21 protein-coding genes are annotated in these 18,659 nt (G+C 44.9%); 14 read left to right on the forward strand and 7 right to left on the reverse strand.

The window, feature by feature from the left end:
- Positions 1-84 precede the first annotated feature (84 nt).
- Positions 85-588, reverse strand: a complete 504-nt coding sequence (locus ACVW0P_RS11370; RefSeq protein ID WP_354431706.1) for a DUF892 family protein — start codon at positions 586-588, stop codon at positions 85-87.
- A gap of 91 nt (positions 589-679) precedes the next feature.
- Here ACVW0P_RS11370 and ACVW0P_RS11375 point away from each other — a divergent pair, with 91 nt between their 5' ends.
- Entirely contained in the window at positions 680-1,624 is a 945-nt protein-coding gene (locus tag ACVW0P_RS11375) for a Smr/MutS family protein (RefSeq protein ID WP_457132196.1), read from the forward strand.
- A gap of 9 nt (positions 1,625-1,633) precedes the next feature.
- On the opposite strand, the gene ACVW0P_RS11380 is transcribed toward ACVW0P_RS11375, so the two are convergent.
- Positions 1,634-1,927, reverse strand: coding sequence for a HigA family addiction module antitoxin (locus tag ACVW0P_RS11380; protein ID WP_457132197.1), 294 nt, complete (start codon positions 1,925-1,927; stop codon positions 1,634-1,636).
- A gap of 41 nt (positions 1,928-1,968) precedes the next feature.
- Complete coding sequence (locus ACVW0P_RS11385) at positions 1,969-2,208, reverse strand: type II toxin-antitoxin system RelE/ParE family toxin (protein ID WP_457132198.1); 240 nt, start codon at positions 2,206-2,208, stop codon at positions 1,969-1,971.
- 96 nt (positions 2,209-2,304) lie between these two features.
- Here ACVW0P_RS11385 and ACVW0P_RS11390 point away from each other — a divergent pair, with 96 nt between their 5' ends.
- The 5 genes from ACVW0P_RS11390 (at position 2,305) to ACVW0P_RS11410 (ending at position 5,334) form a co-directional block, all read left to right on the forward strand.
- On the forward strand, positions 2,305-2,634 hold the full coding sequence (locus ACVW0P_RS11390) for an ArsR/SmtB family transcription factor (protein WP_457132199.1): 330 nt from the start codon (positions 2,305-2,307) through the stop codon (positions 2,632-2,634).
- Between the two features lie 53 nt (positions 2,635-2,687).
- Positions 2,688-3,245, forward strand: a complete 558-nt coding sequence (locus tag ACVW0P_RS11395) for a DUF6428 family protein (protein ID WP_457132200.1) — start codon at positions 2,688-2,690, stop codon at positions 3,243-3,245.
- Between the two features lie 11 nt (positions 3,246-3,256).
- Complete coding sequence (locus tag ACVW0P_RS11400) at positions 3,257-3,673, forward strand: arsenate reductase ArsC (RefSeq protein WP_457132201.1); 417 nt, start codon at positions 3,257-3,259, stop codon at positions 3,671-3,673.
- Positions 3,674-3,675: 2 nt separating this feature from the next.
- Positions 3,676-4,734, forward strand: a complete 1,059-nt coding sequence (gene arsB, locus ACVW0P_RS11405) for an ACR3 family arsenite efflux transporter (RefSeq protein ID WP_457132202.1) — start codon at positions 3,676-3,678, stop codon at positions 4,732-4,734.
- A gap of 84 nt (positions 4,735-4,818) precedes the next feature.
- Positions 4,819-5,334, forward strand: a complete 516-nt coding sequence (locus ACVW0P_RS11410; protein WP_457132203.1) for a hypothetical protein — start codon at positions 4,819-4,821, stop codon at positions 5,332-5,334.
- Between the two features lie 71 nt (positions 5,335-5,405).
- Here the strand turns inward: ACVW0P_RS11410 and ACVW0P_RS11415 are convergent, their stop codons facing one another.
- Together ACVW0P_RS11415 and ACVW0P_RS11420 are read right to left on the reverse strand one after the other, a co-directional pair.
- On the reverse strand, positions 5,406-5,840 hold the full coding sequence (locus ACVW0P_RS11415) for an SRPBCC family protein (protein WP_457132204.1): 435 nt from the start codon (positions 5,838-5,840) through the stop codon (positions 5,406-5,408).
- Between the two features lies 1 nt (position 5,841).
- Complete coding sequence (locus ACVW0P_RS11420; RefSeq protein WP_354431716.1) at positions 5,842-6,159, reverse strand: ArsR/SmtB family transcription factor; 318 nt, start codon at positions 6,157-6,159, stop codon at positions 5,842-5,844.
- Between the two features lie 125 nt (positions 6,160-6,284).
- On the opposite strand from ACVW0P_RS11420, the gene ACVW0P_RS11425 reads away from it, so the two are divergent.
- Positions 6,285-7,337 (forward strand): glycoside hydrolase family 130 protein, encoded by a 1,053-nt coding sequence (locus ACVW0P_RS11425; RefSeq protein ID WP_457132205.1) that lies wholly within the window; start codon positions 6,285-6,287, stop codon positions 7,335-7,337.
- A 73-nt stretch (positions 7,338-7,410) separates the two neighbouring features.
- Complete coding sequence (uxaC, locus tag ACVW0P_RS11430) at positions 7,411-8,817, forward strand: glucuronate isomerase (protein ID WP_457132206.1); 1,407 nt, start codon at positions 7,411-7,413, stop codon at positions 8,815-8,817.
- On the opposite strand, the gene ACVW0P_RS11435 is transcribed toward uxaC, so the two are convergent.
- Positions 8,807-10,639, reverse strand: a complete 1,833-nt coding sequence (locus ACVW0P_RS11435) for an ATP-binding protein (protein ID WP_457132207.1) — start codon at positions 10,637-10,639, stop codon at positions 8,807-8,809. The two genes, uxaC and ACVW0P_RS11435, sit on opposite strands and share 11 nt — an antisense overlap.
- 353 nt (positions 10,640-10,992) lie before the next feature.
- On the opposite strand from ACVW0P_RS11435, the gene ACVW0P_RS11440 reads away from it, so the two are divergent.
- The 4 genes from ACVW0P_RS11440 to ACVW0P_RS11455 are packed head-to-tail and all read left to right on the forward strand — an operon-like array spanning position 10,993 to position 15,008.
- Positions 10,993-12,150 carry an acyltransferase family protein gene (locus ACVW0P_RS11440; protein ID WP_457132208.1) on the forward strand — a complete coding sequence of 386 codons (1,158 nt, stop codon included), beginning with the start codon at positions 10,993-10,995 and terminating at the stop codon, positions 12,148-12,150.
- 9 nt (positions 12,151-12,159) lie between these two features.
- Positions 12,160-13,086, forward strand: a complete 927-nt coding sequence (locus ACVW0P_RS11445; protein ID WP_457132209.1) for a ChbG/HpnK family deacetylase — start codon at positions 12,160-12,162, stop codon at positions 13,084-13,086.
- 1 nt (position 13,087) lies between these two features.
- Complete coding sequence (locus ACVW0P_RS11450) at positions 13,088-13,468, forward strand: hypothetical protein (protein ID WP_457132210.1); 381 nt, start codon at positions 13,088-13,090, stop codon at positions 13,466-13,468.
- 7 nt (positions 13,469-13,475) lie between these two features.
- Positions 13,476-15,008, forward strand: a complete 1,533-nt coding sequence (locus ACVW0P_RS11455; protein ID WP_457132211.1) for an FAD-dependent oxidoreductase — start codon at positions 13,476-13,478, stop codon at positions 15,006-15,008.
- 56 nt (positions 15,009-15,064) lie between these two features.
- On the opposite strand, the gene ACVW0P_RS11460 is transcribed toward ACVW0P_RS11455, so the two are convergent.
- On the reverse strand, positions 15,065-16,252 hold the full coding sequence (locus ACVW0P_RS11460; RefSeq protein ID WP_457132212.1) for an MFS transporter: 1,188 nt from the start codon (positions 16,250-16,252) through the stop codon (positions 15,065-15,067).
- A 127-nt stretch (positions 16,253-16,379) separates the two neighbouring features.
- Between ACVW0P_RS11460 and ACVW0P_RS11465 the strand changes: the two genes are divergently transcribed.
- Together ACVW0P_RS11465 and ACVW0P_RS11470 are read left to right on the forward strand one after the other, a co-directional pair.
- The gene (locus ACVW0P_RS11465; RefSeq protein ID WP_457132213.1) at positions 16,380-17,057 is read left to right on the forward strand and encodes a response regulator transcription factor; all 678 of its coding nucleotides are present in this window, start codon (positions 16,380-16,382) and stop codon (positions 17,055-17,057) included.
- Positions 17,058-17,159: 102 nt separating this feature from the next.
- Complete coding sequence (locus ACVW0P_RS11470) at positions 17,160-18,533, forward strand: HAMP domain-containing sensor histidine kinase (RefSeq protein WP_457132214.1); 1,374 nt, start codon at positions 17,160-17,162, stop codon at positions 18,531-18,533.
- Positions 18,534-18,659: the final 126 nt, after the last annotated feature.

Raw genomic sequence — 18,659 nt, forward strand, 5'->3', positions numbered from 1 at the left:
AGTTATTTTAGTAGGGGTATTAAATAACTATACAAAGCCGGGCTTTTTAGTCCGGTTTTGTTATTTTATATGATTTTGCTGATGTTAATCGGTAATGTATTCCTTAGCTATCAGCGTAAATAACTTGTCGTTATCTGCCGACTCATCAAAGTTTTCCTTCAATAACTGCTTCACCTCGTCATATTTCAAAAGTTTGGCTATCATTATCAGCATCCGGTACGATGTAATGTTGATATGCTCCAGAACTTGTAAATAAAGCATCAGGTCAAGGTCGTTTAATAAGGGGACGTCTTGCCCGTCGTCCAGGCAAAACTCATCTTTCACAATAGAGCGGATAGGGTTGCAAACCTCAGGTAACGGGGTTTCACCTATGAGCTTGTAAATGTCTTCCATCCGTTCCACCTGTTTATCAACGTCGCCGCCAAACTCACCAACAGCAAGCTTAAGCGCTTTAAACGATGCAATCTTTACCAAGTCGTCTGTTCGCTGCTGCAAAAAACGTTTACCATTGTATATGCGGGTTAAGTGATGTAAAAAGATCTGCTTTAAAAAAGCATCATCAGGGGCGGGTGGGGTACGAGGAGCCATCTTGCTTAATTAATTGTGAAAGGGAATTCAAATTTAAACAATTAACAACCATTAGTACCATTTATTCGCTATTGCTCGTTATTATTGCATTATGAGATATAAGTTAGGCGATTTTGTACGATTTGTTGACGAAAAGCTGGAAGGCTATGTAACCCACATCATCGACGAGCAGATGATAGGTGTTACCGTTGAGGATGATTTTGAGATCCCTGTTTTAGCCAGCAAGGTTACTTATGTACATGGCCACGGTGCCGAAAGCCACGACGCAGAATACGTTGCCGAAGCAAAACCACTCGGCGAGTTTAAAAGCAAGGGCGTACATATTGCCATAGTTGCTGACGCAAAAGCCCAGGCGCTGGTGCACTTGTATATCATCAACGAAACATCATACCAATTGCTTGCCTCGGTTACGGCGCAACAGCAAAAGGATTTTAAAGGCGAGTTTGCAGGCATCATCGAAGCTAATGGTGTAGCCAAGGTTTACTCGGCTAAACTATCCGACTTGCAGCTATGGCCGAAGCTTATCTTCCAGGTTGTGTTTTTCACAAAGCAAAACCAGCCATCGGTAAGTCCGTTGAATGTGAGCGAACAGTTTAAGGCAAAAGATTTTTCGGATGCTAAAAAGCTTGTTCCGTATATTAAACAACACGGCTGGATGATCCAATTGGACGAACCGGAACTTATTATAGATGCCGAGAAGCTAAAAGAAAGCTTTTTTAAACCTGCCGAAGAGAAAGCCCCAACCACTGTAAAACCCGTAAGCGAGCTTGACCTCCACATCGAAAAACTGCGCGACGATTACCAGTTCTTAAACAGCAGCGAGATCCTCAATATCCAAACCGACCATTTCAAAAAAGCGCTTGATGCCGCCATTGTACACCAGATGCCCGATATTACATTTATCCACGGCACAGGCAACGGCATACTTAAACACGAACTGCATAAACTGCTTAGCAAGCACCCCAAAGTACAAACCTTTATGGATGCCCGTAAAGAAAAGTTTGGTTATGGCGCTACCAAGGTGGTGTTGAAGTAGGTGGGAAGATTAAGCGCTTTTAAGGCGCTTAATGGTATCAAACTCTTCTTGCTTTTCGGCCATGGCATCTTCTATGTCAAAATCATCTTGCAGGCCAAGCCAAAACTTCGCGCTATTGCCAAAGAAATGACTGAAACGCAATGCAGTATCCGCGGTTATCCTGCGGTTGCCTTTAATAATTTCAGATATACGCGTTTGGGGGATGTGCGTTTCTTTTGCTAACCTGTAAGGAGTAACTTCTAACGGAAGTAAAAACTCTTCGAATAAGATCTCCCCCGGATGTATATTGGGTAATTTTTCCATTTTAATGATAATCTACAATTTCAACTTCAGTCGCGTTGCCGTTATCCCATTAATATTATACGCCATTGATTGTTTATTCTGATGCTGTAAAAATCTCTTAAGTTACCTTTTAATTTTTCGAGTTTATTTGATGGCGGAATTGTTAGATCGGATACGTTTTGCGAATTATTTAGCATCCTTAATTTCCTTCTTCCCGTAGTTTGAATGTCCATGGGCATTTTAACAACCCTGGTACCATTCCATATTTTTTCTGTGTCTTTAGAACCGAAAGAAATGATCATGCTAGCTTCATACGTTACTAACGTTAAAGGTAAGTGATTAAATATTTAAAACAAAACATTTTGATTTGAATTATTAATCGTAATATTGCGATTGATATGGGGGTTACTAAAAAAGATATTTTTACTAATGAGCAAAATAAGTTGGCTATGCAATTAAAGGCTATTGCACACCCGGCGCGTATCGCTATCCTGCAGCATATTATAAAAGCCAATGCCTGCATTTGTGGCGATCTTGTAGACGATTTGGGTTTGGCCCAGGCAACCATATCACAACATTTAAAAGAACTGAAAAATGCCGGGTTGATCCAGGGGACAATTGAGGGTGCAAGCATATGCTATTGCATCGAACCCAAGGCATGGAAAGTACTGCAAAACGAAGTAGGTGCATTATTTACATCGTACACCGATGTTAATAAATGCTGTTAAAATTTTTTACTTAAATCAATCGTAATATTGCGATAATATTAAATAAATAAATTATGGAAAACTTAACATGGCGTGCTTTTAAGCAACAATTACAAGCAAATCCGCAGTTGATACTACAATTTAGGTACGCCGAAGATAAATGGGTGGATGCGGCTTATCATATTACCGAAATTAAACTGGCACCCATTACATCGGTAGATTGTGGTGGTGTAGTGAATAGATGGACGGAGATCATCATGCAGCTTTGGGAGCCACAAAATGAGCAGCAAGAAAGGGCTATGCGTGTAAGTAAAGCCTTATCTATTATCGACCTAGTTGAAAAAGTATTGCCTTTAGATACAGATGGCATATTAAAGATAGAATTTGGCAACCAGCAATTTGATACCCGCCAAATGTTGCCAAAACAACTGCTGATTGATAACGATGCATTGGTGGTAGACCTGCAACCCGATGTTGTGCAGTGTAAGGCAATTGACCGTGGCGGCAGTTGCGGCACTAATGCCGATGGACCGGAATGCTGTACGCCAATAGCAGAAGTTAAACCCAAAATTCAAATACAAAACCTTGCCAACAACGCATCTTGCTGTACGCCCGGATCTGGCTGTTGCTAATTAAATTTACCATGATGAATATATTAATACTATGCACCGGCAACAGTTGCCGTAGCCAAATAGCAGAGGGATACCTGCGCCACTATGCGGGCAATAAAGCGACTATTTACAGCGCCGGAATAGAAACCCACGGCGTTAACCCAAAGGCTATTGAAGTGATGGCTGCTGACGGGATAGACTTATCCGCCCATACATCAAACCATGTAGATGAATACCTACACATCCCGTTTGATTATGTGATAACCGTGTGTGACAACGCCAATGAAGCCTGCCCGTATTTCCCGGGGGATGTTAAACGCTTTCATTATAATTTCCCCGATCCGGCAAAGGCCACAGGTACAGCAGATGAAGTAATGGCCGAATTTATAAGGGTGCGTGATATGATCAAGGCATACACGTATGATTTTGTAAAACAACACATCAAATAATTATGACGGCTAACAATTGCGCCCCGGCTGCTAACCGCAAAAAACTTGGCTTTTTAGACAGTTACCTTACCTTATGGATCTTTACGGCAATGGCAATAGGGGTTGGTATCGGTTATTTTATCCCCGGCGCCCCAAAATTTATTAACTCATACTCCAGCGGTACAACTAATATTCCCTTGGCTATTGGATTGATACTGATGATGTATCCGCCATTGGCAAAAGTGAAATATGAGAATTTAGGTGAGGTATTCAGTAACACCAAGGTTTTAAGCCTTTCGCTATTCCTAAACTGGATAGTGGGGCCTATCCTGATGTTTGCACTGGCCTTAATTTTCCTGCATGATAAGCCGGATTATATGATAGGCCTTATCCTGATAGGCCTTGCCCGCTGTATAGCCATGGTTATCGTATGGAACGAACTTGCCGAAGGTAACCGCGAATATGCCGCCGGGTTGGTAGCATTGAACAGCATTTTCCAGGTATTGCTTTATAGCGTTTACTCTTACGTATTTATTACGGTACTGCTGCCTTTATTTGGTATGAAAAGCGAGGTAGTGAATATCACCATTGGTCAGATCGCGAAATCGGTAGGTATTTATCTCGGGGTACCTTTTGCCGTGGGCATCATCAGCAGGTATGCACTCATTAAATTAAAAGGGGAGGAGTGGTTCAGCCAAAAATTTCTACCTGTAATATCGCCCGTAACATTAATTGCCTTGTTATTTACAATTGTAGTAATGTTTAGCTTGAAGGGGCAATTAATTGTCCAGATCCCTTTTGATGTTGTGCGAATCGCCATCCCGCTTGTAATATACTTCGCGATGATGTTCCTGGTAAGTTTTTTTGCAGGTAAATATATGGGTGCAAACTATTCAAAAAATGCTTCTATCGCTTTTACTGCAGCCGGGAATAATTTCGAGCTGGCCATAGCCGTAGCCATTGGTGTATTCGGTATCAATTCGGGCGAAGCTTTTGCGGGCGTTATTGGTCCGCTGGTAGAGGTGCCCGCCTTGATCATCCTGGTGAAAGTGGCGATGTGGTTGCGGAGTAAGTATTATTAAAAAAGATTTTATGTTTATATTATCTTTATCGGCATGGTAATTGTTTAATAGTTAATAGTTATAAACCATTAAATAATAAATATCATGAAAAAGATAACTTTAATAATGGCAACTGCCTTTGCTGCTTTAGCCATAAACGCAGCTGCAAAAACTCATACTTCAACATCATTCCACAAAGCGGTATTGTTAACAGACCATATAACTGCTAATCAGGACACCGTGCCTAAAAAACAAAAGGTCAAAACAACTACACCAACCAGGAGTACTACGCCTACAACGCCAATGAGCCCAAGCAGCCCAATGACGCCACCAAACCCGACTAATCCGTCGTACCCTACAACACCAACAAATCCAACGGCTCCAACCAGCCCTACTAACCCGACTGTTCCAACGGCACCGGCACCAGCAATGCCGAACCCAACAGTACCATCAACAAGCCCTACCAGCCCTAATGTACCAACACAGAGCCCAACCGTGCCAACGCAAAGCCCTACTGTGCCAAGCAGTACGTCGCCAACAGCGCCACGTACAACTACCCCGGCTACAACACCCGGTAATACATCACCAGGTAGCACCGCGCCAGCTACGCCTCGTCTATAAGTTTATTAAGTTGTAATACATATAAATGCGAGAAAGGCCGGTGAAGCGAAAGTGTTACCGGCCTTTTTGTGTTATGATTCTTTCTCTATAAATTCTTTTAAGCTGATGCCCAATATATGGTTCCAGCCTTTGCTGAAGCTTTCCACGCCAAAGTCAGCGGTGTTTTGCGGGAAGCTTTCCAAGCCCGTATGCGTAATGCGCACCAGCGTTTTATCCCCCTCGGGGAACAATTCAAAACTAACTTCAGAACCGCCGGGGAAGCTATCGTAAGCCCAGGTGTAGCTCAGTTTTTTCTCAGGTTCAACAGCGGTTACGCAGCAGCTGTGCATATACTTATCGCCTTTGCTTCCCTGCCCGCTAAAGCTAAATTCGAAACCAACGCGGGGTTCAAAATTTTCCAGTTTAAAGTACCATTGTTTCATTTGTTCGTTATCGGTAAGGGCTTGCCATACACGGCTAACGGGGGCGTTAAGCGTGCGCTCAACTACAAGAGGTGTCGTTTCCATATTATTTTGTTTTTGTTTCGTTATTTAAAAAATCTTCGAGCGCATCTAATTTGCCGGTCCAAAAGGCACGGTATTGTTCGGTCCATTTATTAACCTGTTCCAGTTTTTTAAGGTCGGCACGGCAGTAACGTTCGCGGCCTTGTTGTTTTATGGTGATGAGTCCACATTCGGTCAGGATTTTGATATGCTTGCTTATCGCCGGGCGACTGATGTCGAAGTTATCGGCAACGGCATTTAGGTTTAGCTGCTGATGTGCAAGCAGGTTAATAATATCTCGGCGGGTAGGGTCGGCAATGGCCTGGAAAACATCTCTTCTCATTTCGTGTAACCTAATGGTTACGCAAATATATACGTTACCATTCGGTTACGCAAATTTTTGTCAAAGTTTTTTTATTGGAAACCATTGTATAGACAGGCTGTTAAAATTACGTACCAATATTTTAAATGATGGCAGATCTGGCTAAACGTTTCCCGCAAAACCCACTCTTATCACCCAAAGATTTAAAGCCAAGTGCCGATGGCCTGCATATAGCCTGCCTGCTAAACCCCGGCGTTTTCAGGTTTGATGGTAAGGTATGGCTGCTGGTGCGCGTAGCCGAGCGGCCCGAACAAAGCGAAGTGAAGGTATCGTTCCCGATCCTGACCGCTACCGGCGAAACCACCATTATGGAAATAGCCCTGGATGACTCCGACCTAATAGCCACAGATGCCCGCGTAGTGCATTATAAAGGGGTAGATTACCTCACCACGCTATCGCACCTGCGCTTACTATGCAGCGATGATGGTGTAAAGTTTTATGAACCTGAAGGCTATAAAAAGCTATACGGTATAGGCCCGTTACAAACTTTTGGTATAGAGGATTGCCGGGTAACCCTTCTCGAAGATAAGTTTTACCTAACCTTTACCGCCGTTAGCGATAGTGGAGTAGGCGTAGGCCTGCGCACCACTACCGACTGGAAAACTTTCGAAACTTACGGTATGATCTTGCCCCCGCACAATAAGGATGTAGCCATTTTTGAGGAAAAGATAAACGGCAAGTTTTACGCCCTGCACCGCCCTAGCAGTGTGGACATTGGCGGAAATTATATCTGGATAGCCGAATCGCCGGATGGGGAGCACTGGGGCAATCACAAATGTATACTAAAAACCCGCGAGGGGATGTGGGACAGCAGCCGCGTTGGCGCAGGTGCCGCGCCTATTAAAACTGAAAAAGGATGGTTAGAAATTTATCACGGCGCTACAAAAGAGCATAGATATTGCTTAGGCGCGGTATTATTAGATCTTAACGATCCTTCAAAAGTATTAGCCCGCACCACCGATCCGATTATGGAACCAACAGAGGCTTACGAAACTACCGGCTTTTTTGGACACGTGGTATTTACCAACGGCCACGTGGTTAATGGCGACACCATTACCCTATATTATGGCGCTGCCGATGAGTTTGTTTGCGGGGCGAAATTCTCAATAAATGAGATATTAGATGCAATGGGCGTGTAACTAAAACGTTTGCGTGGTTTGCCGGTAAAATGTATCAGAAATGTTTAATACATTGCCTTTTTATTAGCCAATTATGAAGAGCTTTTTAGATGAGGACTTTTTGCTGCAGAGTGATACCGCCCGCGAGCTATACCACGATCACGCGAAAGACCTCCCCATTATAGATTACCACTGCCACCTGCCGCCAGATCAAATTGCCGGCAACATCAATTTTGCCAACATAACCCAGGCATGGCTACAGGGCGATCATTACAAGTGGCGGGCAATGCGTGCCAACGGTGTAGATGAGTCATATATCACCGGCAGCAAGCCCGATAGTGAGAAATTTCGGCAGTGGGCAAATACTGTTCCGTACACCTTGCGTAACCCGCTTTACCATTGGACACACCTGGAGCTGCAACGCTATTTCGGGATCACATCCCGCCTGATGCCTGATACTGCCGATTTTATTTATGACGATTGCTCGGCACGTTTGCAAAGCGCGGAGTTTTCGGTACAGCAAATGATCAAAAGGATGAATGTGGAAGTGATCTGCACCACCGATGAGCCGTTGGATGACCTGACCCACCACAACCAACTTAAACGGGATGGGGCCGAGGTAAAAGTATTCCCGGCGTTTAGGCCGGATAAAGCCATGCACATTGAAGACGTTGCGGGGCTAAACGCTTATATAAACCGGCTCGAGGAGGTTTCAAACATCGCCATAAGTACTTTTGAAGATTATTTATACGCGCTCAAGAACCGCCACCACTACTTCGCCGCAAACGGTTGTACCGTTGCCGACCATGGCGTTGAGCACATGTACGCAGAGGAATATACCGACGAAGAAATGCGCGAGATCTTTGAAAAAGTACGCACCGAAAAAAAAGTGACCAATTCTGAAAAGGTGAAATTTAAATCGGCCATGCTGTATAATTTCGCCGTGTGGAACCAGGAGAAAGACTGGGTGCAGCAGTTCCATTTGGGAGCGTTGCGCAACAATAACAGTCGCCTGTTGGGCACCCTTGGCCCGGATACCGGGTTTGATACCATAGGCGATTTTAGCCAGGCCAGGCCGCTTGCAAAGTTTTTAAATAAACTGGACAAGGACGAGCGGCTTGCCAAAACCATCATCTACAACCTTAACCCGGCCGATAACGAAATGATGGCCGCCATGATAGGTAACTTTAATGACGGCTCTATCGCCGGCAAAGTACAATATGGCTCGGCATGGTGGTTCCAGGATCAAAAGGACGGGATGACCAGGCAGATAAACGCGTTATCAAACATGGGTTTGTTGAGTCGTTTTATAGGTATGTTGACAGACTCGCGCAGTTTCCTGTCGTTCCCCCGCCACGAGTATTTCAGGCGCATCTTATGCAACCTGTTTGCTGAGGATATTGTGAACGGCGAATTGCCTAATGATATAGAATGGACGGGAAAGGTAATACAGGATATTTGCTACTACAACGCCAAAAGTTACTTTAAATTCAAGCTTTAAGCGGGATATAGATCGCTATCAGCGTGCCCTTGTTTTGGTCGGATGAGATATCAACCGTGCCTTTCAGGTATTCCACCCGGGTAATGATATTTTTTAGGCCGATTCCTTCAAATTTCATCTTGTCGTTGGTGTTAAAACCGACGCCGTTATCTTCGATAGTTACCGAGATATTGTCATCCTCGCGGGTAAGGTTTATATCTAACCGGTTAGCTTTGGAGTGTTTTATAACGTTGTTCACGCACTCCTGCACAACCCTGTAAAGTACTATCTCCACATTATCTTCCAGTCGTTCTTCCAACCCGTAAGCCTCGAGGTTCACTTTCAAATGCAGCGAATCTATCTTGTTTACAAAATCTTTAATAGCTGATGCCAGACCTATTTTTAACAAAATATTTGGCATCATCTGGTGGGCAATGGTGCGTACTTCCTTGCAGCTTTCGTCGACCATGGCGAGGGTTTTTTCCGCGAGGGCCTGCTCATCAGCATTGATTAAAACCACGCGGTCCATCAGGCTGCTGAGGTTCATGCGCACGGCCGAGAAGAGCTGCCCTACACCATCATGCAAGTCGGCCGCTATGCGTTTGCGCTCTTTTTCTTCGGCCTCAATAATGCCTTTTGTTGCAATATTCTGTTGTTGCAAAACTGCTGCCTGCAAAATGCAGTCTTGTTTTAATTTATAACTACGGTACGATTGTATGCCAATAATGATTGCCACTGCAAATAACGCCGCGATGACCGCAATGGTGGTATTTCGCCGGGTAATCTCGAACTGCTGCTGCTGAATTAGTTTCTGTTTGCGTTCCGTTTCAAATTTTACGTTCAGTTCCGATAGCTGTCTGGTGCTTTCTACATTAATGAATTTATCTTTTGTAGTAGCGTAAAGTTTATGATAATTGAACGCGTTTTTATAATCGCCTGCTTTGGCGGCGGCATCGGCCATGCTTTCGTAAGCGGCTTCTACAATTTCAATAGCGTTTATTTTTTTGGCTATTGCGATGCTCTTGCTGCAATATTCCAGTGCGTTTTTGTATTCACCCATTTCGCCGTACAGGTTGCCGATGTTGTTGTAAGTTGCGGCCATCATCCATTTATCGCCCGTTTTTTCAGAAAGTTTCAGCGCCTTTAAATTATACTCTAACGATGAGCCATAGTTCTTTTGAAATTTATAAACGATAGCCACATTACTCAGCGCCATCGAGATTTTGGCAGTGATGTCCATTTTTGTGTAAACATCCAGCGCGTTCTTGTAGGCGATGATTGCTTTATCATACTTTAATTGCTGTTCGTAAACGGTGCCCTTATTGTTTTGGCAATCGGCAACCAGTTCTTCATTACCGATCTCGCGGGCAAGTGTTTCAGCTTTTTCGTAGTAGCTAAGCGCTTCATCAAACTTTTTCCAGCTGATGTATAGTGCACCAATATGTTTGTAGATGTGCGCGGAAAGGTCTTTGTCGCTTATTTTTTCGGCTTTGGTAAGGGCTTGCTGGTAATTAGCAAGTGCCTTTACATTCTCGCCTTTATCGGCGTTGATGCGGCCAATGTTAATATGGGCTTCTGCATAATCCACGGAATTATCAAGCTTTTCGGCCAGGGTGGCAACTTCGGTAAAAAGCAGTTGAGCCGTATCGATATTGCCACCTTTTAGCTGGGCGTTGGCAAGTTCTAAACGTAGCGCGATGTTATCGGGATAGTGTTTTAATTTGGCGGTAAGGCTGTCGATATGGGGCGATTGCGCCAGGATGCGAATGGGCGACATTAATATTATAACAGTTAAAAACTTTAAAAAAGCGTGCCTTTTAAACTGGAACTTGTTTTTATACATAGTTTTAGGATCGGGACCACCGGCATCCGCAAAACAGGGGAAAGTTGAGCATCGCAACAATAATCAACTAAAGGTGACCAAAGGCAGGCGCAACCTATATACCGTAAAACCCGCATTTTTATCTACGGGATTGAAGAACCCGGCTTTCTTAGAAAAGTAGCATCTCCCAGCCCTCTGTAAAGGAGAAGAGAGTATGAACAAGATAATTCGACATGAGGCTTACTTTGGAGACGGCCGGAGAATGGCTAAAAACTTTTGTAAATTCTTTAAAAAGTATCTTATATTTAAAAATCAATTGATAAACCATTGCCGGTGGCCAGTACCGGGCTGTTTTACCTTTATTAGTATTACCAATGACCGCAAAAAAAGCAGATAATATCGCCGCATCCGATGGTGTAAACACCTCACCGTTTAGCTACGAGCGCCTTTATTCCCTCGATGCCCTGCGTGGGTTTGACATGTTTTGGATATTGGGCGGCGAAGAAATTTTCCACACCCTTGCCAAAGCTACCGGCTCGCCATTTTGGAAAACCATTGCCAATCAGTTTACCCACCCAGACTGGAACGGCTTTCATTTGTATGACCTCATCTTCCCGCTCTTTTTGTTCCTGGCGGGTGTAGCAACCCCATACTCAACAGGTCGCGAACTTGAAAAGGGTGCCACAAAAAACCAGCTTCTTTTACGCGTTATAAAACGCGCCGCTATTTTGGTGCTGCTTGGCTTATTGGTGAACAACGGCTTAAAAACCCTGAAACCATTCGAAGAGATCCGCTTTGCATCGGTACTTGGGCGCATCGGTATCGCTTATATGTTCGCCAATATTATTTACCTGTATGCCAACCGCAAATGGCAGATCGTTTTTTTCTGGTTCTTTATCATTGGATACTATTTGCTATTAAAATTCACAGCTGCCCCAGGCTTCGCCCCGGGCGACCTTACCATGCCGGGCAACTTTGCATCTTATATGGATAGGCTGATCCTGCCGGGTAAATTGTATCTGGGCATCCACGATCCGGAAGGGTTATTCTCAACCATCCCGGCTATCAGCACAGGTTTATTGGGCGTGTTAGCGGGTACGTTACTTAAAACCGGGCATCAGCATAAAGGGCGCAAGGCGTTTATACTGGCGGCTGTAGGTGTGGTGTTTTTAGTGCTGGCGCAGATCTGGAATCTTGACTTTCCAATCAATAAAAACCTGTGGACAAGCTCTTTCGTGTTGCATGTGGGTGGTTTAAGCTTGCTATTGTTAGCACTGTTTTATTATGTAATAGACGTGTTGGGTTATAAGGCCTGGGCATTTTATTTTAAGGTGATAGGTATGAACTCTATCCTGATCTACATTTCCAGCAAATTCATTAACTGGAACTATGCCACCAACGGGTTCTTTGGCTGGTTGGGCGAATTGGTTGGAAATCCCTATAATATAGTAGTAATGGCTATATGTTTTGTAATGGTGAAATGGATGTTCCTTTACTTCCTGTATCGTAAAAAGGCTTTCTTAAAAGTATAATCTATCAATATGAAAAATATAAAATACCTGTTCTGTTTAATGTTATGCGTTGGGTTGATGCAAACGGCACCGGCACAAATGTCTATCCAGATATTGCCTAAACTGATGCTGCGGTTAGACGACATCGGCATGAACCACTCCGTAAATATGGCCATGAAAAAAATGGCCGACACTAAAATGCCGTTCTCGGCCTCGGTGCAGTTTGCCTGCCCCTGGTACCAGGAAGCAGTAGAGATACTGAAGAAAAACCCGCAGGTAAGCGTTGGCGTGCACCTTACCCTTACATCCGAATGGAAGAACTATCGATGGGGGCCAGTAACAGGCCCCGAAGCGGTACCGAGTTTGGTTGATGGCGTGGGATATTTCCACCAAAGCACAGGCGCTTTTGCCAAAAGCGGTTACAAGATAGATGAAGTGGAGAGGGAACTCTCGGCACAAATTGAACGCGCCCTGGCATCCGGGCTTAAAATCACTTACATCGACCCGCACATGGGCATCGCCCTATCAACCCCGGCATTGCGCGCGTTAACTGAGAAGCTTGCCCATAAATATAAACTGGCTATCTCAACGCTGAGCGAGCAGGTGTACCTGGGCGAAACCTATAAGGAAATGTGGGGCGAACCCGTTGTCACTAAAAAGAAAGCGTTTTTGGCTTATGTTACCAATAAACTAAGTAAGAACAGGCCAAACCTCGTGGTGATCCACGTTGCTCTGCAAGATTCGGAAATGAGCGCCCTGTTTGATATGAACAGCAGCATGATGAATACCAAAGCAGGCAGGCCGCTTACCGCCCTGCACCGCCAAACGGAACTGAACATGCTGTTATCGCCCGAGTTTAAAAAACTGATAGGGCTAAAATTTGAACTGACCAACTACACCGAACTGGTAAAGGGGCGTGGCCTTGATGCCATGAAACTGGAAACTGTGAAGAATTGATATGGAAAGAAGGTTATTTGTAAAACTATCGGCATTTACCGCTCTGGCGTTAACATTGCCATTTGCTGAGAGCTGTAGCAGAGGGCCTAAAGAAATGGCCGTTGCGCAGCCATTCCTATTCTCGCATTTGGTTGATTCAAAAACCATTAAAGAGGTTGGTGCCAATTACCTGGAAACTCACAGTGCCGAGCGCGACCGGAAAACGCTTTCGCAACTGCTTATGGGCGGCAAAGATGTAGCTAACTTTAAGCAAAACGAGATACAATCCATGCTTAAAAAGCAGGTAACTGCCGATTTTAAAGCAGGTAATGTAATACAAGTTAGTGGTTGGGTAATGGCGTTAACCGAAGCGCGCCAGTGCGCACTTTACACCATAATTTAGGATAGTCATGCACATCGACGCGAGAAATATAGAGGATGATAGCCTGATAGAAGGCGATATATGTATAGTTGGCTCGGGTGCGGCAGGTATAAGCTTAGCGCTTGAATTTTTAAATACACCATATAAGGTAATACTGCTTGAGGGGGGAGGCTTTGAATATGAAAAGCAAATGCAGGACCTGTATAAAGGCAAAACTACCGGGCAGCGGTACTATCCGCTCGATTCGGCAAGGCTGCATTACTTTGGCGGAACAACAGGGCACTGGTCGGGCTTTTGCTCCACTTTCGACCCGATAGATTTTAAAGAGCGCGACTGGGTGCCGCATAGCGGATGGCCCATAACCCGTGATGATCTTGACCCGTATTACCCCCGCGCCCACAAAAACCTCGACCTTGGCCCGTATGAGTACGATGTAGCATATTGGCAAAGTAAAGATCCGGAACTGAAGTCGTTGCCGTTTGAGGGCGATGCAGTTTACAATAAAATGTGGCAGTTTAGTAAACCTACCCGCTTTGGCACCAAATACCGCGATACTATTGTTGAGGCGCCTAATATCCACCTGTATACCTACGCCAACGTTACAGATATTACCGCCAATGAACACGCCACCGCCATTACGCAAGTAACGGTAAAAAACCTTGCGGGCAAGCAGCATACGGTTAAGGCAAAACAATTTATTATTGCCTGCTGCTCCATCCAAAATGCCCGTTTACTGCTGGCATCAAATAAACAAATACTAAGAGGCCTGGGCAACCAAAATGATAATGTAGGCCGCTATTTTATGGAGCATCTCGAGATAAAATCGGCAGAATTGTGGCTTACCCGGCCCGATGTATTAAAACTATACCATTGGGAGTGGGAGATAACCAAAGCCCGCGCCGAACTGGCCATTAGTGAGGATATGCAGCGCAAACATAGGATTTTGAACGGAACAGCGTCACTTATTCCTTTGGATATCGCCAAAAAGCAAGCCGCCTTTATAGATATTTGGTCGGCCGATACCGCGCAAACTAAAAAGAACTTTGCCAAATTTGAAAAAGTCGGGAAGGATGGCGCGAAAAAAGAAGGCCACAGTTCGTACCAGTTGTTTACCCGGATAGAGCAGGCTCCAAACCCCAACAGCCGTGTTACCTTAGATACCGAAAAAGATGCTTTGGGTGTACCAAGAGCTATGCTGCATTGGGAGCTTACACCGCTGGAAAAGCATAGTTTGCGGGGCATCTACAAAATTATTGGCGAACAAATAGGCATCGCTGAAGCCGGCCGTGTTAGGTTAATGGAATATCTGCGTGACGAGAGCGATAATACCTGGCCCGAGTTTACCGGCGGTGGCTGGCACCACATGGGCACTACCCGCATGGCAGCCGATCCTAAAAAGGGCGTGGTAGATGCCAATTGCAAAGTGCATGGCATTGCTAACCTGTTTATGGCGGGTGCATCCTGTTATGCAACGGCAGCCGCGCCAAATCCAACTTTAACATTGGTGGCATTATCTATACGCCTTGCAGATCATGTAAAGCAGAAGATTAACGCGGTTTAAATTACTGCCCGCTGTGAGAGTCACGCTCGCACCATTATGCCAGTAATTTAGAGAAGTTAGGCCCGTACGCTCGACTTTCCTCGCCCCGATACCATTACAATAGCTATTGCAATAACCCCCCAAAGCAGCATCTGCCAAGTGCTCATATCCCATTCGCCAAGCTTCCAGGATAATAGTCCGAAGTAGGTGCCTGCCGAGCCGCCGATAAAGTAGGTGGTCATGTAGATGGTGTTCAGGCGACTATGTGCATGCTCGTCAAGTGCGTAGATGCGTGCAAAGTTGGTTATTTGTGTGGCTTGTACGCCAATATCCAAAAAGAAGATGGCGATGATAAGCGCCACGATAGAGTATGGGAAGATCTTGATAAGGATAACGCTGGCGATGATCATCCCAACAGAAATTAGCAGTGAGCGGTGCGTATTACCTTTATCGGCCAATTTACCAAACAAGGGGGCAACCAAGGCGCCGCCGATAGCTATAAAACCAAATAACCCAATGGTACTTGCCGAATAATTTAACGGCGCATTGCTTAAGTGGAAGGTAAGTGTGGTCCAAAAGGAGCAGAAGATCCCGAAGGTGAAAAAGCCTAATAAAGCCGCCTGCCTTAATATTTTAAACTCGCCCACTAAAGATAAAGCCGACTTAAGCAGGCCTACATAATTGCCTTTAAATTTTGGCGGTACGTTTGGCAGGTAAAGTTTTAGTAATATGGCAACAACAAATACCATCCCTGCCGATATACCGTAAACAAAGCGCCATCCCAGCCAGCCGGCAATTAACCCGCTGATAACCCTTGCGCCTAAGATCCCTACCAGGACGCCGCTGAAAACCTTGCCCACAGTTTTGCCGCGGTTAACGCTATCTAATGTAGCCGCCATCGGCATCAATATCTGGGCAGATGTGGCAAATAGGCCAACCAGCATGCTCAGCGCGTAAACCTGGTATAATTGTGTGGCAAAACTAAACCCTGCAAGTGCCACCATTAGTAGAGTGCTCAATAGTAAGATCAGGTTTTTGCGGTTCACCTTATCCCCAAGGGGGATCAAAAAGAACATACCTAAGCCATAACCTAACTGCGCAAACATAGATACCTTGCCAATTTCGGAACCGGAGGCATGTACCGACAGGCCGATATCTTTGAGGATGGGTTGGTTATAATAGATGTTGGCTACTGTAACACCGGCCGCTACGGCCATTAAGGGGATTATAGCGGTATGTAGTTTCGGGGTGATGGTAGCCGTCATGCCGCAAACGTAAGCAAATGTGTATCGCCATCAAATGCAAACAAGGGTTATATGACGTACAATGTATATTTGTGAAAGTAAATTGACAAACCGCCATTTATTTTCATATTTGAACAAACACTAAAGAATGATCAGGATCTGTGTTGTAGAGGATGAAGAGAAAGTTTCATCATTTATAAAAAAAGGCCTTAACGAGCACAACTACGAAGTGGATATTGCCGATACCGGCGAAGCCGCATTGGAGATGGTTCAGGCGAATGATTACAACTTGTTGATACTGGACGTGATGCTGCCCGATATGAGTGGTATTGAAATTTGCAGGCAGCTACGCAAGCGTCAGCCGCAATTGCCCGTACTAATGTTAAGCGCTTTAGGCACTATAGATGATAAAGTGAACGGCCTTCACTCCGGCGCGGACGATTACCTGGTAAAGCCGTTCCACTTTAACGAGTTGCTGGCTCGGATTGAAGCCCTGCTTCGCCGTAAAAAGCTTACCGATGGCGACAGCCATATCCTGAATTTCGGCGGATTAAAACTAAATACATGGGACAAAACCGCCGAACGCGAAGGCAAGCAAATAAACCTTACCGCAAAGGAGTACAGCCTGCTGGAACTGCTGATGAATAACCCCGGCAAACTGCTGTCGCGCGAGTATATTATGGAACGGGTGTGGGGCATCAACTTTGATACAGGCACCAATATGGTGGATGTATATGTAAACTACCTGCGCAACAAGATCCAGAAAGGATTTGATAAAAAACTCATCCATACGGTAATTGGGATGGGGTATATATTGAAAGATTAAGAGAAGCCTCTCCCAAACTCTTCCCGGAAGCAGGGCTTAAATAGATTTTTAAAGATTTTTAAAAAGTCTCCCCTATCGGGGGAGATTTAGAGGGGGCTGATAATGAAAATAAAAACCCGTTTATCGTTATACTTTACGCTCATAAGTTCGGGGGCGTTGCTGCTTGTTTTGGTGGCATTGTACATAGCCGTGTATTCGTTTTTTACTGCCGATTTTTATAGCCGCCTTACCGATCGTACCAACCTGGCATCCCAACTTTATTTAAAAGCCGATGAACTGGCAGCCGACAGTATGCTGCAGATACAGGAGCAATACCTGGAGAAATTACCCGATGAGGCTATCCGCGTTTATGATAAAGACAACGTATCTGCCTTTAAGGTAAAACACAATATATATTGGACACAAAGCATTATTGAACAAGTACGCCGCGACGGAAGCATCCAATACGAGGAAGGCAACAGGCAGGTGGTGGGCAAATTTTACCGTGATAACCAGGGCGATTTTGTGATACTGGCTTCCGCGGTTGATGAAAACGCGCCACGGCGTATGGTTGTTTTAGGTGAAATAGCGGGTGTGTTGTTTGTGGTATTTGGGGTGATATTATTTTTTGCGGGGCGGATGTTCGCCCAAAGGGCGCTCTCGCCTGTAACAAAGATCATCTCGCAGATCAGGGATATCCGGTCCAGCAACCTGCACATGCGGGTAAGCCAGGTAAAAAGCAAGGATGAGATAGCCGAGCTGATAGCTAATTTTAACAGTCTGCTGGCACACTTGCAAAACGCGTTCGAGTTGCAGCAAACTTTTGTAGCCAATGCATCTCACGAGTTGCGTACACCGCTAACCAGTATTATTGGCGAAGTAGAACTTGCGCTGGAGAAAGACCGCGACAAAGCGGAATATAAACGCATTTTGTCGTCAATAGCCATAGATGGCGCGCGGTTGCAGGAAACTATTACAAGTTTAATGGAGCTTGCACAGGTAGATTTGAATTACACCCAGGCCAAGCTAAGCCCCGTTAGGGTTGACGAGTTGATTTGGGAACTGGAGGAACAATGGTCGGCCAGGAAAGGGACGGGGATGCTGAAGATCCGGTTGGCAACTTTGCCCGAGGATGAAGAGGTGTTAACCATCCCGGCCAATAAGTCTATGCTGTATATCGCGCTGAACAACATCATTGACAATGCCTTTAAATATTCGGAACCACATCCCGTTACGCTAAGCTTTGAAGCCAATGCATCGCACATTAAAATCGCAGTAAGTGATCATGGCCCGGGCATTAGTAAAGAGAACGCGGAGAAGATATTTAATCCGTTCTTCCGTGCAAACCGGGATAAAAACATTGCCGGCAGCGGCATCGGCCTTTATATCACCAGTAAAATAATAGAATTGTTTAAGGGCACTATCGAGGTAACGTCTGACGGACAGGCTGGTAGCACTTTTGAGGTGCAATTTTTGAAAAACAATGCCTCCGCATAATTCTAATGGTATTCTAATTTGCTTTTAATGTGCTTCTAATATAGGTGCGATAGTTTTGGTACTATCAAACAATAGCACATGTTACGTATATATTATAGAATTTTAATTCTGTTTGCCCTCGCTTTT

The sequence above is a fragment of the Mucilaginibacter sp. UYNi724 genome, assembly GCF_054057495.1.

What these genes read in the sequence shown, in the direction of transcription:
- ACVW0P_RS11370 (WP_354431706.1), bottom strand. Translation starts at nt 588, where the DNA reads ATGGCTCCTCGTACCCCACCCGCCCCTGATGATGCTTTTTTAAAGCAG.
- ACVW0P_RS11375 (WP_457132196.1), top strand. Translation starts at nt 680, where the DNA reads ATGAGATATAAGTTAGGCGATTTTGTACGATTTGTTGACGAAAAGCTG.
- ACVW0P_RS11380 (WP_457132197.1), bottom strand. Translation starts at nt 1,927, where the DNA reads ATGGAAAAATTACCCAATATACATCCGGGGGAGATCTTATTCGAAGAG.
- ACVW0P_RS11385 (WP_457132198.1), bottom strand. Translation starts at nt 2,208, where the DNA reads ATGATCATTTCTTTCGGTTCTAAAGACACAGAAAAAATATGGAATGGT.
- ACVW0P_RS11390 (WP_457132199.1), top strand. Translation starts at nt 2,305, where the DNA reads ATGGGGGTTACTAAAAAAGATATTTTTACTAATGAGCAAAATAAGTTG.
- ACVW0P_RS11395 (WP_457132200.1), top strand. Translation starts at nt 2,688, where the DNA reads ATGGAAAACTTAACATGGCGTGCTTTTAAGCAACAATTACAAGCAAAT.
- ACVW0P_RS11400 (WP_457132201.1), top strand. Translation starts at nt 3,257, where the DNA reads ATGATGAATATATTAATACTATGCACCGGCAACAGTTGCCGTAGCCAA.
- arsB (WP_457132202.1), top strand. Translation starts at nt 3,676, where the DNA reads ATGACGGCTAACAATTGCGCCCCGGCTGCTAACCGCAAAAAACTTGGC.
- ACVW0P_RS11410 (WP_457132203.1), top strand. Translation starts at nt 4,819, where the DNA reads ATGAAAAAGATAACTTTAATAATGGCAACTGCCTTTGCTGCTTTAGCC.
- ACVW0P_RS11415 (WP_457132204.1), bottom strand. Translation starts at nt 5,840, where the DNA reads ATGGAAACGACACCTCTTGTAGTTGAGCGCACGCTTAACGCCCCCGTT.
- ACVW0P_RS11420 (WP_354431716.1), bottom strand. Translation starts at nt 6,159, where the DNA reads ATGAGAAGAGATGTTTTCCAGGCCATTGCCGACCCTACCCGCCGAGAT.
- ACVW0P_RS11425 (WP_457132205.1), top strand. Translation starts at nt 6,285, where the DNA reads ATGATGGCAGATCTGGCTAAACGTTTCCCGCAAAACCCACTCTTATCA.
- uxaC (WP_457132206.1), top strand. Translation starts at nt 7,411, where the DNA reads ATGAAGAGCTTTTTAGATGAGGACTTTTTGCTGCAGAGTGATACCGCC.
- ACVW0P_RS11435 (WP_457132207.1), bottom strand. Translation starts at nt 10,639, where the DNA reads ATGTATAAAAACAAGTTCCAGTTTAAAAGGCACGCTTTTTTAAAGTTT.
- ACVW0P_RS11440 (WP_457132208.1), top strand. Translation starts at nt 10,993, where the DNA reads ATGACCGCAAAAAAAGCAGATAATATCGCCGCATCCGATGGTGTAAAC.
- ACVW0P_RS11445 (WP_457132209.1), top strand. Translation starts at nt 12,160, where the DNA reads ATGAAAAATATAAAATACCTGTTCTGTTTAATGTTATGCGTTGGGTTG.
- ACVW0P_RS11450 (WP_457132210.1), top strand. Translation starts at nt 13,088, where the DNA reads ATGGAAAGAAGGTTATTTGTAAAACTATCGGCATTTACCGCTCTGGCG.
- ACVW0P_RS11455 (WP_457132211.1), top strand. Translation starts at nt 13,476, where the DNA reads ATGCACATCGACGCGAGAAATATAGAGGATGATAGCCTGATAGAAGGC.
- ACVW0P_RS11460 (WP_457132212.1), bottom strand. Translation starts at nt 16,252, where the DNA reads ATGACGGCTACCATCACCCCGAAACTACATACCGCTATAATCCCCTTA.
- ACVW0P_RS11465 (WP_457132213.1), top strand. Translation starts at nt 16,380, where the DNA reads ATGATCAGGATCTGTGTTGTAGAGGATGAAGAGAAAGTTTCATCATTT.
- ACVW0P_RS11470 (WP_457132214.1), top strand. Translation starts at nt 17,160, where the DNA reads ATGAAAATAAAAACCCGTTTATCGTTATACTTTACGCTCATAAGTTCG.